The 15,254-nt window shown below is 35.6% G+C and carries 15 protein-coding genes; 7 read left to right on the forward strand and 8 right to left on the reverse strand.

Annotation, left to right across the window (positions count from 1 at the left end):
• Window positions 1-105 precede the first annotated feature (105 nt).
• The 5 genes from RTX21_RS03110 to RTX21_RS03130 are packed head-to-tail and all read right to left on the reverse strand — an operon-like array spanning window position 106 to window position 5,278.
• Window positions 106-828, reverse strand: a complete 723-nt coding sequence (locus tag RTX21_RS03110) for an ABC transporter ATP-binding protein (protein ID WP_312765241.1) — start codon at window positions 826-828, stop codon at window positions 106-108.
• A gap of 14 nt (window positions 829-842) precedes the next feature.
• The gene (locus tag RTX21_RS03115; protein WP_312765242.1) at window positions 843-1,709 is read right to left on the reverse strand and encodes a hypothetical protein; all 867 of its coding nucleotides are present in this window, start codon (window positions 1,707-1,709) and stop codon (window positions 843-845) included.
• Window positions 1,710-1,730: 21 nt separating this feature from the next.
• A complete protein-coding gene (locus RTX21_RS03120) occupies window positions 1,731-3,188 on the reverse strand; it encodes a DUF4932 domain-containing protein (RefSeq protein ID WP_312765243.1) in 1,458 nt (485 codons plus the stop codon).
• A 36-nt stretch (window positions 3,189-3,224) separates the two neighbouring features.
• Window positions 3,225-3,998, reverse strand: a complete 774-nt coding sequence (locus tag RTX21_RS03125; protein ID WP_312765244.1) for a GIN domain-containing protein — start codon at window positions 3,996-3,998, stop codon at window positions 3,225-3,227.
• Between the two features lie 38 nt (window positions 3,999-4,036).
• Window positions 4,037-5,278, reverse strand: a complete 1,242-nt coding sequence (locus RTX21_RS03130; RefSeq protein ID WP_312765245.1) for an efflux RND transporter periplasmic adaptor subunit — start codon at window positions 5,276-5,278, stop codon at window positions 4,037-4,039.
• A 330-nt stretch (window positions 5,279-5,608) separates the two neighbouring features.
• Between RTX21_RS03130 and RTX21_RS03135 the strand changes: the two genes are divergently transcribed.
• From RTX21_RS03135 to RTX21_RS03145, 3 genes are all read left to right on the forward strand, one after another.
• Window positions 5,609-6,952 (forward strand): sigma-54 dependent transcriptional regulator, encoded by a 1,344-nt coding sequence (locus RTX21_RS03135; protein ID WP_312765246.1) that lies wholly within the window; start codon window positions 5,609-5,611, stop codon window positions 6,950-6,952.
• A gap of 127 nt (window positions 6,953-7,079) precedes the next feature.
• Window positions 7,080-8,396, forward strand: coding sequence for an ATP-binding protein (locus RTX21_RS03140; protein WP_312765247.1), 1,317 nt, complete (start codon window positions 7,080-7,082; stop codon window positions 8,394-8,396).
• A 208-nt stretch (window positions 8,397-8,604) separates the two neighbouring features.
• Window positions 8,605-9,444: a restriction endonuclease gene (locus RTX21_RS03145; RefSeq protein WP_312765248.1), complete on the forward strand. Its 840-nt coding sequence runs from the start codon at window positions 8,605-8,607 to the stop codon at window positions 9,442-9,444.
• 66 nt (window positions 9,445-9,510) lie between these two features.
• On the opposite strand, the gene RTX21_RS03150 is transcribed toward RTX21_RS03145, so the two are convergent.
• A complete protein-coding gene (locus RTX21_RS03150) occupies window positions 9,511-10,044 on the reverse strand; it encodes a DUF4136 domain-containing protein (RefSeq protein WP_312765249.1) in 534 nt (177 codons plus the stop codon).
• A gap of 7 nt (window positions 10,045-10,051) precedes the next feature.
• Window positions 10,052-10,228: a DUF5522 domain-containing protein gene (locus RTX21_RS03155; protein ID WP_312765250.1), complete on the reverse strand. Its 177-nt coding sequence runs from the start codon at window positions 10,226-10,228 to the stop codon at window positions 10,052-10,054.
• A gap of 41 nt (window positions 10,229-10,269) precedes the next feature.
• On the opposite strand from RTX21_RS03155, the gene RTX21_RS03160 reads away from it, so the two are divergent.
• From RTX21_RS03160 to RTX21_RS03175, 4 genes are all read left to right on the forward strand, one after another.
• The gene (locus RTX21_RS03160; RefSeq protein ID WP_312765452.1) at window positions 10,270-10,596 is read left to right on the forward strand and encodes a hypothetical protein; all 327 of its coding nucleotides are present in this window, start codon (window positions 10,270-10,272) and stop codon (window positions 10,594-10,596) included.
• Between the two features lie 136 nt (window positions 10,597-10,732).
• Window positions 10,733-12,712 (forward strand): KUP/HAK/KT family potassium transporter, encoded by a 1,980-nt coding sequence (locus RTX21_RS03165; RefSeq protein ID WP_312765251.1) that lies wholly within the window; start codon window positions 10,733-10,735, stop codon window positions 12,710-12,712.
• 27 nt (window positions 12,713-12,739) lie between these two features.
• The gene (locus tag RTX21_RS03170; protein WP_027384794.1) at window positions 12,740-13,219 is read left to right on the forward strand and encodes a Fur family transcriptional regulator; all 480 of its coding nucleotides are present in this window, start codon (window positions 12,740-12,742) and stop codon (window positions 13,217-13,219) included.
• Complete coding sequence (locus RTX21_RS03175; RefSeq protein ID WP_312765252.1) at window positions 13,219-14,967, forward strand: OstA-like protein; 1,749 nt, start codon at window positions 13,219-13,221, stop codon at window positions 14,965-14,967. Before RTX21_RS03170 ends, RTX21_RS03175 begins: the two co-directional genes overlap by 1 nt.
• Here the strand turns inward: RTX21_RS03175 and RTX21_RS03180 are convergent.
• Entirely contained in the window at window positions 14,957-15,127 is a 171-nt protein-coding gene (locus tag RTX21_RS03180) for a hypothetical protein (RefSeq protein ID WP_312765253.1), read from the reverse strand. The genes RTX21_RS03175 and RTX21_RS03180 overlap by 11 nt on opposite strands.
• Window positions 15,128-15,254 lie beyond the last annotated feature (127 nt).

Consider the following 15,254-nt stretch of genomic DNA (forward strand, 5'->3'; position numbering starts at 1 on the left):
GATAAATGATGAATGATAAATGTTGGAAGTCGGTTGCGGGAAGATGGAAGAACTCTGCAGTGCAAAAACACCCAGCTTCCATCATCCAGCGTCCTTATTTAACAATTATTCGAAGTTTTTTGCGTCTGCTTTTTCAAAGACATCTTTTCTCTGGGAAGAATGTTCTTCGGAGAAAATCTCGCCATCTTTCATATTGACGATTCTGGAAGCGTAACCTGCATCGTAAGAAGAGTGCGTTACCATTGCGATCGTGGAGCCTTCCCTGTGAAGCTCTGCGAGAAGATTCATTACCTCGTTTCCGTTGGAACTGTCCAGATTTCCTGTTGGTTCATCGGCAAGAATTAATTTTGGTCTTGTCACCAAAGCTCTTGCAACCGCTGCTCTTTGTTGCTGACCTCCGGAAAGTTGCTGCGGATAATGTTTTGCTCTGTGGGCGATGTTGATTTTCTCCATTATTTCTTCCACGCGTCTCTTTCTTTCTGAGGAAGGAACGCCGTTGTAAATTAATGGTAATTCGATGTTTTCATAAACCGTGAGTTCATCAATCAGATTAAAATTCTGGAAAATGAAACCGATATTTTTCTTTCTGATGTCTGATTTTTTCTTCTCAGAAGTTCCGATGGTTTCAACCGATTCAAATTGATAAGAACCAGAAGAAGCGCTGTCCAACAATCCCAGAATATTAAGAAAAGTCGATTTTCCACAACCTGAAGGTCCCATTATCGCAACAAATTCGCCTTCTTTGATTTGCAGGCTTACATTGTTAAGCGCATTAGTTTGAACATCTTCAGTTTTATAGACTTTTGAAAGGTTTTGAATGTTTATCATTGTTGTATATTTTTTTAAATTATGATTCCGAATTTTTTATTTTTAAAGTCAATGACTATTGTTTTATCGAGGAAAAAAACATTTCCCATTACTCCGTCGATTCCCTGTTGTTCAAAGGAAAAGTAATCTTCGTCTGTAAACCAAAATTCTTCGGTACTGAATGATGATTTCCCGATGACAACTTCCTTATTGGTTTCTATTGCTTTTACAACTAGGGGATTGTTAAAATTTCTGATATTAAAGTTTTCGATAATTTTAGATGAATCAATTAGGTTTTGAAAATTCTTTTTATAAGACACAATTGGAAAAATACTTGCACCAGTATCATATTGAAAATGATAAACTTTACCATCAATCTCTAAAGGAAGAATGGGTTTGTTATTGATAATTTTGATATCAACAAAATCAATTTTTTTAGTGGTTTTTAATTTTTCGCTTACAGTTATTTTCTTGTTAGGAAAATCGATAATCAGATATTTATTTTGAAATAAATCTGCTCCCACAACGCCGCAAGCTTCTTCCTGCTCAAAGTTCAAAAGTCCATTAAGTTTATAATTTTTTATTTTTAATCCTCCAATACTGAAATTCTGCTTCTCAACAGTGAAAACTTTGTGTCCAGCTGCTTCCATTGCTTCATCTACTTTCTTATTTTTAATAAATTCTGTTTTTTCAAAACATTTATCATAGATCAAAGTTGTATTAGCACCTAAATCAAATTGAAACCTATAAGTTTTGTTCTCAATCGTAAAAGGCACACTCATTGCGATTTTATCAACCAACTTCCCGTTAATAGAGTCTTTTTCCCATTTAAAATCAATACTTTGTCCTTTAACTAAAAGACCTATAATGATTGTGATTAAAAACAATAATCGATTTTGCATTTTAGTTTATTGATTGTTTAATTATTGTTTCCAGTTTTCTATTGTGTAGTTCAGAATTGAATTTTTATCGATAGACAAAGAAACATCTTTACCTTCGTCGATTCCATCAATTTTCGCTTCAGTTTGCCAGCTTCCTTTCGTCAATTTGAATTTCAAATCCGGATATGTTGTGAAAGTAATCTGTCTGGTTGTTTCATTAATTTTGTTAAGTTTAATTTTCTGAGGATCCCAGTTTCCAATGCTTGATTGATTCCCTACGATATAAACATCTCCACTGTTTTCGGGAACATTTACCGTTAAATTCACTTCATATTTTACATTAGATAAACCCAATTTTGTTCTCACTTTTTCGACACTCGTTTCATCCAAAACAGTTAGCAATTCAGGAACGAATTCTTTAAACGATTGATATTTTTTTCTGTTGTTTTCATATACTTCCATTTTCTTTTCAAATTCAGGAATGAGAACAAATGAATAGTCATTCATATGTTGTTTTCGTAAGTTTTCAGCCAGTTTCTGATTGCCATCAGCCAGAGCAATCCGGATTTCACCTGTTCTCACGATATGCTCAGCTACACAAGATGGCCAATAAGAATAACCGTGCATCGCCATCTTGTCAACAAGAGCCTCGGACATCAGATTACTGCTCTTATTAATCCTGTCTTCATATTGCCCCAAATGCTGATTGACAAACGAATGACCGAACTCGTGCGTGATAAGAAAGTTGAGCGTTTCCGGATGATTGAAACCAAATGCTTTATACTCCGTGATATTATTTTTCTTTTCCAACGGAAGATATGGACTGCTTATCATATTGGCAATCTGTCCTTTATCGGACTTAATCATTGGTCCGTTGCCGTGCCAGAAGACCGGAATATTAGGCATAATATCCAATGGATTAATCCAAAATCTGTATGCCAGAAATTTTTCGCCATAATATTGCTCCATTTTAGCCATATAGCCAGCCGGAATATTTTTTCTGACTTCGTTTTTTGCACCTTCTAAAAAACGGTTTTGGTCTTTGAAGAATTTTCCCAGATGTCTTTCAATGTAAAATTCTCTCAACTGCTCTGCGAATTTCTCCACAGCTTCTTTTTTGGCTTTATCATTTTCCTCAACTGGAAAAGCGTAACCTTTTGAAGGAAAAACATTGTGCTTCAATAAAGCCTGATAAGTCAAATCCTGTTGCTGACCGGCAACCTGCAGATAATCCTGCATCGCTTTGATGATTTTCGAATTATCATATTTTTCCATTTCCCTGTTCGCCAAATTGGCCAAAGGCAAATGACCAATATCTGCTTTTCCGTCGATGTAGAAAAGTCTTCCCTGATGCTTCGCTACAAGATATTCAACAATAGAATAAGTCGCAATATTCGGATTGAATTCCACATCCACTTTTGATTGAGATTTCAGATTCACCGCCAATAAAAACATCATCAAAGTCAATATGCTTTTATTAATCATCTTCAATATCTTCATTTTAATCTGAGTTTTCTAAGTTTATAGTTTATTATTTTAAATTGAATCGATTTTCCCACCAGATTTTCTAATCGCCGAAAATTTGATTCCTGACAAGGTTTTGTATTTGATTTTAGCTAAAGAAGTTGCTTCAGCTGTCAATTCCTGAGAAACGCTCAAAGTTACGCTTGATGTTGCAGTTGCATAGACTTTTGCCGTTTTAATCACCACATTTTTCGCATCCAAATTACTTGCGCTGTCTGCGCTTATTTCGGCATTATCAGCAGATCCACTCAGTTTTGCAGTACTTGCTGAACTGATATTAACATAAAGTTTTTTCGAATCAACTTTTCCTGAAAATTCGCCAGCGTTTGTAAGATTGATATAAATATTGTCTGCTTTGGAGTCTACGAAAATTTTCCCAGCAGCTCTGGTTTCGAAAGTTTGAGTGGCATTATTGAAAACACTTTTTACTCTGATATGCGAAGCATTTTCCGCCTCAGCTTTTATCAAATCTTTCATATACACAACCACTTTTGTATCGGCATTCTGAAGCGAAACATTCGGTTTGTATTGGATGTAAAGCGTTTTATTTTTCACTTCAATATTAAGTTCAGAAATATAATTACTCGTCGCAACCGCTTTTTCTTCGTTAGACTTAACAATTTCCACTTCAATCGCCTGAGAAGATTTTACTGCGTTGAAAGAACCCAGATTGAAAGTCTTTGTTTCCACAGAATTTTTATTCGAAAGATCTTGTCCTTTCAAAACCGTCGTCGAGATGAAAAGTCCGATAATCATTGTTATAATTAATAAAAGTAGTTTTTGCATTGTTATAATTGTTTTTTGTTTAATTATCACTCTGGATATTATTTTTGAATATCAAGCATTTCGTACTTCTTAAGTTCAGAATAATCTGATGTAATAACCGATTCGCCTTGTTTCAATCCGGAAACCACTTCATAATACAAAGGATTTTCTCTTCCCAGACTGATGCTTCTTTTCTCAGCTTTGTTATTTTTCACTACGAAAATCCATTTCCCGTTCGTGTCTTTGTAGAAATTCCCTTTCGGAATCATCATACTTTGGGTGTCTGCGGATAATTTCAATTTTACGCCGAACGTCATCCCGATTTTTAAGTTTTCAATTTTCGTATCGATGAAATTCAGTTCTACAGAAAACTGTCCGTCTTTAACTTCCGGAAGAATTTTTGTGATAATCACTTCGTATTCTTTTCCATTGTTGTCAAGCGTTCCTTTGATTCCGTTCGTTAATTTATTGATATAATATTCATCAACTTTCGCAACTAATTTGTATCCACCCATCAGATCGATTTTCCCGATGCTTTCCCCACTTGTCAGATTCTGACCAAGCGAAATATTGAATGACGACAATCTTCCCGAAGCCGGTGACATTATGAGGAAATTATTCTTGTTGGAACGAAGGATATTCAAACTTTTCTCCATTTGATTAATGGAATTATTAATCGCTGCAAACTGAGAATTTCTTGAAACTTTCTCATTAGAAGCTCCTTTTTCTACGATTTGCTTTCTGTCTTTTTGATAATTCAAATTTTGAAGTGCAATATCATAATCGGTTTTCTTTCCGATTTCCGCATCGTACAATCTCTTCTGAAGATTGAAACTTTGCAACGCTGTATTATAATCATTCTGAGACTGCAACAACTCCTTGTCCTGGCTGAATTCCTGATTTTTCAATTCCAGAAGCGAACTTCTCATCTGGCTGATTTGTTGCATAATTCCCGTTTCCTGATTCAGGTAATTGAATTCTGTATTCGGATTGTAAACTCTTGCGATAGGTTGTCCTTTCGTCAACATTTGTCCGTCTTCCGCATAAATTTCTTTCACCGCACCGCCTTCCAAAACGTTTACGAGAGAAGAATTAAGCGATTGCGTCTGGGCAGTTACCATCAACATATCCTCGAATTTTCCGTTCGTCACTTCATCAATCGTGATATCTTCCAATTTTACATTATATGTTTTTTTCTGGTTTAAGAAATACCAACCGAAAAGTGAAACTGCAACAGCTGATGCAATGATGATTAATATTAATTTCAGTTTAGATTTCTTTTTTACTATTTTCGTATCCATAATTGACGATAAGTTATTTATCTACAGACTATTACACAATGCAGATGCCAGAAATTTATAATCTTGTAACGCTCTGTAAATGTGATTAAACATTAATTTATTAATTTTAAAACTGTTCATTATCGGACACTTTTTGTGCGGAAACGGACAGATAAATTATAAATGACGAATTATAATTGATAAATGATTTTTATTTTAATAAATAAAATATAACACAACGTTTGTCATTCCGTAGGAATCTCTACAAAACCATTATGAAAATGTAGATTTAGATTCCTACGGAATGACAAAAAGAATGTAAAACTGAAAATAAAATTTACATCGAAAAAAATGCGAAAAAAAGAAGCTCATATTTTAATTGTGGATGATGACGAGGATATTTTGTTTTCGGCGAGAGTCTGGCTCAAAAAGTTTTTTACGGAAGTTAGTTGTCTCAGTCAGCCCAAAAATATTCTGAAATTTTTATCCGAACAGCAAGTGGACACGGTTCTTTTGGATATGAATTTTCGGAAAGGTTTTGAAAACGGACAGGACGGTTTGTATTGGATGCAAGAAATCAAAACTTTGGAACCACAACTTCCGATTATTCTGATGACCGCTTATGGCGAAGTGGAATTGGCTGTTGAAGCGTTGAAAAATGGTGCATCCGATTTTATTTTAAAACCCTGGAATAACGAAAAACTGTACGCTTCTGTGAATCTCGCTGTCGATATTTCCCGTAAAAACAAAAAACTGAACCAGTGGGAAAATGTCAGCGTAAAAACCAATCAATACCAATTGGAAACTAAATCTCCTTCGATGCAGGAAGTGATGGATCAGATTGAAAGGGTTTCTGCAACCGATGCGAATGTTTTGCTCTTAGGAGAAAACGGAACCGGAAAATATGTCTTGGCAGAACATATTCACGAGTTATCGCAACGGAAACATCAACCTTTTGTTCATATCGATTTGGGAAGTCTTTCGGAAAATCTTTTTGAGTCTGAATTATTTGGTTACAAAAAAGGTGCTTTTACAGATGCACATCAGGATTATGCTGGAAAAATCGAGAATGCTGAAAATGGAACAGTTTTCCTTGACGAGATCGGGAATCTTCCGCTTCATCTTCAGACCAAATTATTAAGTTTAATTCAAAATAGAAAATTATCAAGGATTGGAGAAAGTAAAGAACGATTATTGGATGTGAGATTCATTTTTGCAACCAATGAAAATCTTAAGAAAGCCGTTGCAGAAAACCGTTTCCGAAAAGATTTATATTACAGAATCAATACGGTTGAGTTGAATATTCCAAGTCTGAGAGAACGTTTAGAAGATATTCCGACTTTGGCGGATTATTTTTTGGATAAATACAAGCAGAAGTATCACAAACCGGATTTAGTTTTAAATGACGCTTTAATTTCCGAATTAACGCATTATTCTTGGCCCGGAAACATTCGTGAACTCGATCATTGCATCGAAAGAAGCGTTATTCTTTCCAACGAGAAAAACCTTAAATTGCTGATGCCTCAAGATGAAGAATCGGAAAACGTCATCGTGAATCTGAACATCGAAGAAATGGAAGAAATCCTGATAAAAAAAGCCTTGAAAAAACATCGTGGAAATATTTCTTTAGCAGCGGAAGATTTGGGATTATCGAGAGCAGCATTGTACAGAAGAATGGAGAAATTTGAATTGTGATTTGATTTTTGGTTGATAGGTTTTGAACACTTCGACTTCGCTCAGTGTGACAATTCTAATACAAAACGCTTAATTTTTAACAATTTCAGTCTAAGAGGATTCGAAGACTATATTTTGAAAAACAAAAATGAATAAACAACAAATATTCTTGATTATATTTATTCTGTTGGCGATTGTCAGCGGAATTTTTGCATTCGATTTTTATTCTCAAAACAAATGGATTAATTGCACTTTGTTTTCGTTGGTAAGTTTGGTCTGCATTATTTTGGCGCAGACTTCGGCGTTGTCATATATTCAGAAAACTGAAAAATTGCTTTTGGCAATTCAGAAAAAAGATTTTTCATTGTTTCCAAAAATGGAAGAAAATAGTTTGGTCGATAATACAGTGAAATTGTATTATCAAAGCAAAGAAGAACATTTGTCATTATCATCTTACAAACTTTTGTATGAGGAAATTCTGAATCAACTGGAAATAGGTTTGATGATTTTGTCAATGAAAAATGATGATTGGGAAGTTTTTTATGTGAATCCTGTTTTTCTGGAAATTCTTGAAATTCCGAAATATAATTCTTGGGGATTGTACGAATCCAAAGCATCGGAATTTTATAAAATTATAGAGCAAACGAATTACGAAAATTCGCAGGAATTTTTTGACATTTCAATTAATGAAAACACGAAACAATCATTTTCATTAAGAACAAAAAAAGTTCAGAATGTGAAAAACCGGTTTTGCATCATCAGTCTGGAATCGGTTCAGAAAATCATCGAGCAAAAGGAAAAACTGGCTTGGAACAACCTGATGAAAGTGATTTCGCACGAACTTCTGAATACGTTGACGCCTGTCAACAGCTTAATTCAAAACTTAGAGTATATTGCCAATCAGGAAATTATTGAAAAAGAAGACCAACAAGATATGAAGGAAAGTCTGATGATTATCAATTCAAAATCAAAACAATTATTGAATTTTGTCGATGATTACCGACAAGTTGCTGAACTTCCGAAACCGGTTTTCAAAACAATTTCACTAAAGAATATTGTAGAATCAGCTCTCAATTTCCTGAAACCGGAATTTGAAAAAAATCATATTAAGATTAGCAATTCATTAGAAAATCAAACCATTTTGGCTGACCAAAAAATGATTGAAAGATGTCTGATCAATCTTTATCTCAACGCAATTTACGCTGTTTCTGATAATGTTGAAAGAACGATTAAAACAGAAATCAAAACTCAAAACAAACGAATTATTTTAAGTGTGGAAGATAATGGAATTGGAATCTCGAAAGAAATTCAGGATAAGATTTTTCTTCCGTTTTTCACGACGAGAAGCAACGGTTCCGGAATTGGTTTAACGCTCAGCAAAAGCGTTATCGAAGCACATAAAGGATATCTGAATTATAAACCTTTGGAACAGGGAAGCCGGTTTGAGATTTGGTTTTTGGAATAAAGAATACATAAGAATAAAGAGCAAAGAAAAAAGACTTTCGATTCGAAAAATATTTTATCGCAAAGGCACAAAAATTATTAGATTCAAAGTTTAGAAGTCGCAAAGTTATTATCTTCGATGAAAAAGTAGAATTGGAAACTTTGCGACTTTTATTAATCATTAAAATAAAAAAAACTAGCGCCTTTGCGATAAAAAAATTGACACAATTATGAAAATCAAAAACAACGCTGGCGAAACGGTAGAATTTGAAATCTCAAAACTGGAAAACTCACTTCGGAATTCGGGAGCAGGCGAACAATCTGTGAAAAGGGTTTTGGAAACAGTTTTACCAAAATGTTTTGAAGGAATCACAACCGGCGAACTTTACAAAATGGCGTTTGAAGAACTGAAAAAAATCTCGAATTCAGTCGCTGCAAGATACAGTTTGAAAAAAGCTTTGCTAGAATTGGGACCTGCGGGATTTTATTTCGAGCAATGGATTGCCAGAGTGTTTCAAAATATAGGCTACGAAACTGAAACTGGACAATTGATAAAAGGCCATTCGGTGACACACGAAGCGGATGTCATTGCCAAAAAAGACGATAAAACTTATTGGGTAGAATGCAAATTCCGGAATGCGGAAGACACGAAAATCTCTGTCACAACGCCAATGTATGTTTTGTCGAGAATCAAAGATATTTCTGACATTCAGTACAATCTTTTCGGAACCAAAACCGAATTCACCGACGGTTGGCTCATTACGAATACTTATTTCACGAAGGATTCGATTGCTTTTTCGGAATATTATGGATTGAGATTGTTGTCTTGGGATTTCCCGAAAAATAAATCGATTAAAAACTTGGTCGACCAAAATGCACTTTATCCAATCACTTGCCTCACAACATTGGACGGAAAACAAAAGCAGAAATTGCTGGAGAAAAAATGTGTTTTGGTAAAAGAATTATTCAATAATCAGAATCTATTGAATGTTTTAGAACTTAATCAAGAAAGAAAATCAGAGGTCTTGAAAGAAGCGAAAGAATTGATGAAAACGAAAATATCAGAATAAAAAAACCGCAGAATATTCTGCGGTTTTATCTTTTGTCTATCAGTCTAGTATCTATTTAACCAAAAACTATTTTCCTTTTTGTGGCGGATAATTAGCCATTATTTCAGCCACAACTTGTGGAATTTGTTTTTGCTTTGATTTTGGCGAATCTACAGAAATCCCACTTCCAGCACCTTGCCAAACCAATTTTTGAGTTTTAGCATCGATGATGTCAATCACAATCGTTCCGCTGTTATAGTTGTTGGTCCAGGTATTTCCCATACCAAAGCCGCCACCCCAGCCCCAAGGTCTTCCCCAGCCGAAACCACCTCCATAAGAAGTCGTAATGTCCTGAACTTTTTTGTGAGACGCCTTTACATTAATAATCAAATCCGGATTCTGAGCAGATGTCAGCCCTTTTGACTGGACTTGCTTTGATAATTCGTTCAAAACTCTGTCTTTATCAAGGTCGTTCATTTTCAAGTCATCTGTTCTTAGCAAATAAGTCTTGTAATTAGCAAAATTTGCAGTTGCAGAATAATCAGATTTTACTTGGAAAGGGCTACAAGAAGTGATTCCTAAAGAAACTGCTGCTAGTAATATGAAGAAATATTTTTTCATTTTATTTTTAATTTTTAGGTTTTTTAATAAAAGTATCCGTTTTTTTATCATAACCATAAGGACAATGTTTGCATCCGCTTTTACAGCAATAGCCACGTTTCAAATGGAATTTTTCTGTAAAAACCTTATAACCTTGCTCGTTATAATAAAAGTCTTCATTCTCTTTGATGTCGTTTAGTTTCATAAGTTAAAAAACTATACCAAAATTTTTATCTTTGAGTGATGATAATTATTAACTGTCAAAGATTACTCAAAAATACTAAAATTTCGGGGATTACATTGTTTCCGTTCATATTGCTGAGAAAAAAAGAATACAGGCAAAACACAACCCTTATCAATCATGAGAAGATCCATATCCGTCAACAATTGGAATTGTTGATTATTCCATTTTATATTTGGTACCTGTCAGAATATTACATCAAATATTTGAAGTATAAAAATCCACATCTTGCTTACCGGAACATCAGCTTTGAAAGAGAGGCTTATGACAACGATCAAAACCTAAACTATCTCAAAAAAAGAAAACTCTGGAGCTTTTTAAAATACCTCTAAGTTCAATGTCATAAACGATTGGGAATACTAATTCCTTAGGTCTTCTTTCATCCAATATTACATTTTCGTGAAAAAAATTTCTAAGAATAGAAAATAATCTAAATTTGCAGAATTATTTTTTCAACATATCGCAATTATGTCGCAAGATAGCAGTGGTCATTTTGACCTCAAAAAACTTTCCTGGGTTGGCGTTCTGGTCTCTTTGGGAATCGTTTTCGGAGATATCGGAACTTCTCCGCTTTACGTGATGAAAGCCATTATCAATGCAGGAAAGGCCGGCGGGATCATCTCCGAGGAATATATAGAAGGTGCGCTGTCTTGCATCATCTGGACACTGACTTTACAAACGACAATCAAATATGTTATTATTGCGCTAAGAGCTGATAACAAAGGCGAAGGTGGTATTCTATCACTTTATTCACTTGTCAAAAGGTTCAAGAAAAAGTGGCTCTACATTATTGCCATCATCGGAGCCGCTGCTTTGGTGGCGGACAGCATTATCACGCCGTCCCTTACAGTGATGTCCGCCATTGAAGGTCTGGAACTCGTTATGCATAAGCCACCTGTTGTTCCTATCACATTGGCAATTTTGGTAATTATTTTTGTGGTTCAGCAATTTGGAACCAGCTTTATCGGGAAATTTTTCGGGCCGGTAATGGTACTTTGGTTCTTGGTTTTGGGAGGTTTTGGCCTTGTTCATTTAGTTGAGCATCCAATGATCCTAAAAGCTTTTAATCCTTATTATGCCATAAAATTGATCTACAACTCTCCTAGTGCCATTGTAATCCTTGGCGCGGTATTTCTTTGTACAACAGGAGCAGAAGCATTATATTCCGATCTTGGGCATTGTGGTATCAAGAATATCCGAGTGAGCTGGATTTTCGTGAAAGCTATGTTGATACTCAATTATCTTGGCCAGGGTGCATGGCTGTTGAGCAACTATCACGAAGTATTCCGTGGTAAAAATCCGTTCTTCGGAATTATGCCGGAATGGTTTATTATTCCGGGTGTTGTAATTGCGACAGCGGCGGCTATCATTGCGAGCCAGGCGGTAATAACAGGAGCGTTCACGATGTTTTCCGAAGCAATGTCCCTCAATTTCTGGCCTAATCAGGAAATCGAATATCCTTCCGGAATAAAAGGCCAAATGTACATCCCGAAAATCAATTGGGGAATTCTTCTTTTGTGTTTTGTTGTTGTGATCTATTTTAAAGAATCCGGAAGAATGGAAGCGGCCTATGGACTTTCCATTACCGTGACAATGTTGATGACCACCATCCTTCTGGTGTTCTGGTTTTTGAAAACGAGAACAAACAAACTCTGGATCGCACTTTTTGCATTGGTTTATATAGTGATAGAAGGTGGATTTTTCAGTGCCAATATTATTAAATTTTTCGAAGGTGGCTGGATGTCCGTTCTCTTGGCAGGATTTATCGGAATCTGTATGTACGCCTGGTATAATGGGCGACTTATCAAAACAACGTTCATCAAATTTGTAAAGCTTCAAAAGTATGTTTCTACAATAAAAGATATGAAGCTGGATGAAACGATTCCTAAATATGCGACAAACCTTGCCTTCATAAGTCGAGCAAAACGCGATGATGAAGTAGAATCGAAGATCATCTATTCGATCATCCGTGCACAGCCCAAAAGAGCGGATCATTATTTTATTTTGAATATTGTCAACCAGGAAGACCCATACAGTTTCAAATATCACGTAGAGGAGATCCTGCCGGGAACGATTTACAAAATAAGTTTCTTGCTGGGATTCAAAAGAGACAGGAGGATCAATGATTATTTCCAACAGATCCTGAACGAAATGATGGAAGAAGGAACAATCCCGTCAAGAAGTTCACATCCGTCTTTGAGGGCGCATAACATTCCGCCAGATCTGAAATTCGTAATTATTGATAATGTTTACATCAACGACTTTTTGTTAACTATCCGAGACAAGATCATTCTTAATATTTATAATTTTGTTAAAAAACTAGGAAGCAACGACTTCACGGCTTATGGTGTTGCAAGTCACAATGTTGTTGTAGAATCTGCTCCATTGCTGGACCAAAAAATTAAAATAGAGAAAATAGAAAAAGTGGAAAATCATCATCACGACTAATCCCAAAAAAATCGCTATTTTTGTATTATGGATACGAAACAAAAAGAGTTGAATATCGCAACTATAAAAGACGTCCTTAGACAATATCTGATGGATAAAGGCTTCCGTAATACGCCTGAGAGATACACTATTCTTGAGGAGATCTACAACATGGAGCATCACTTCAATGTGGATGACCTTTATCTGCTGATGATGCAGAAAAAATATCATGTAAGCAAGGCGACGATCTATAATACCATCGAGATCTTCCTGGATGCAGGCTTGATCAGAAAGCACCAATTCGGAGAGAAAACATTGAGCACATCTTCTTACGAAAAGTCATATTTTGATAAGCAGCATGACCATTTGGTCATTTACAAAGCAGATTCTGACAAAGAAATCGAGGAAATTATTGAGTTTTGTGACCCAAGGATCCAGGGAATCAAAGACTCTATTGAAAAAGCATTTGGCGTAAGTATTGATACGCACTCTTTGTACTTTTACGGACACAAGAAGTCTGAAAATTAATGAAGAAATCTTTTTTTGTAGTTCTACTCCTAATTATTGTTAGAATATTTTCGCAGGTCACACCACCAACCACAGATCAAGGTTTGGTAAAAGACCCTTTTTTCAAAAATCAAAATACTCAAACACAACCTTCTAAAAAAGTAAAACACATACATTCGGATACTTTCGGTGTAAAAGCCGATGAATATGAAGGTAACAAAGTTTTTTCAGGAAATGTTCAATTTGAACATCAAGGTTCCGTTTTATCGGCAGATAAAGTCATTTACTATGAGAAAGAAAATTTTCTGAAGGCCATCGGAAATGTAGTTCTTACAACTGCCGACGGAAACCGGATCACTGCTGAAGAAATGGAATACGATGGCAATACGGAACGTGGAATTGCCCGTAGAAATGTAGTTCTTACAGACCCGAAACAAACCATCAAAACCGAAACGCTCTATTACGATAAAATCCCTAATACAGCTTATTTCAATACTGGTGGAACGATTTATAGTAATGATGGAAGTGTGATGTACACTAAATCGGCGACCTATTATCTCAATACAAAAATGATTGATTTCATTGGGCGTTCTAATATTGAGACTGATAAATACACTATCGTAAGCGATAATATCAAGACCAATCAAAACACAGGCGTTTCAGATTTTACTGGACCAACAACCATTAGAAGTAAGGAGAATTACGCCAACTATGTCTATACAGAACTTGGAACTCATAATTCCAAAACAGGCGAATCTTTCCTTAACAAAAATTCCAGAATCCATAATAATGGAAAAATCCTGACAGGGGACAAATTATACTTCAACAGAAATACGGGTTTCGGAAAAGGCACAGGCAATGTAATGCTGGACGACCCTCAGCAAAAACGCTATATCAAAGGTGGTTACGGAGAAATCTATGAAAAGAAAGATTCCGCAATGGTTACGGATAAACCTTATGCTGTTAAGATTCTCAGTAAAGATTCTGCCTATTTTTCTGCAGAGAAATTCATCACCTTTCAAAGACCAGATTCCGCCAATTCTTTGAAGAAAAAAAGCTATATGCGTGCATTCAGGAAAGTAAGAATTTTCAAGACCGATATGCAAGGGCGAGCAGATTCTTTAAGTTTTAACGAGACTGATGGCGAGATGCATCTGATGAGAAAACCAATACTCTGGATGGGCGTTAAACAAGTTACAGGAGACGAAATACGTGTTTATAGCAATCCTGAGAAAGAAATCACAGATTCCATCAGGGTTTTGGGCAATGCCTTCGCCATCAGCAAAGCAGACTCATTAAATATGAAAGATGAGTTCAATCAGATCAAAAGCAAGAACATGATCGTCTATCTTAAAGATAATGCAATTGATGTAGCAAAAGCTGTTGGTAACGCACAAGCTATTACATATGCCGATGATGAGAATAAAAAAACACACGAGATCACAAGAATTGGGGTTGCCCTTTCCACCTGTGGCGAGATCGTGGCAGAGTTTTTAGAACGTCGCTTGGAAGTTGTTGATTGTAATATCGGAGCAAATACCGACACTTATCCGATGAGCAAAATTGCAAAATCTGAGCGTTTCTTCAAAGATTTCAATTGGAATACCAAAGACCGACCGCAGAAATGGCGTGATATCTTTCTCGATACTCCGGATTACCCGGAAATTGTTTACGAATCGGACAACTCTTTATTTGATAGAGCTGAAGCAGAACGTAAAAAGCTCGAAGAGAAAAACAAGCCGAAAACGCCGATCAGAGTCAAGAAATAGTTTTCCAATACAAATCCTCGAGTTTATAATAGGATTTGCCATTTCCATTATTGAATTCAGTGTTTCCATCAATGGATTTATCATTTCCACTATTGGATTTGCCACCTCCATCATAGGATTCGCCGTTTCCTTTATTGTTTTTGGCATTTCCATTAATCATTTTAGCATAATTTAAATTGTTTTTGCCATCATCAACATCATTTATGGTAAAATGACTATTGTTTTCGCTATCATGAATATACTTTTTGGCGAAATGAATATTGTTTTCATCATCGCAATACTTGTTT

This window comes from Epilithonimonas sp., from assembly GCF_032054305.1.
Taxonomy (GTDB): Bacteria; Bacteroidota; Bacteroidia; order Flavobacteriales; family Weeksellaceae; genus Epilithonimonas.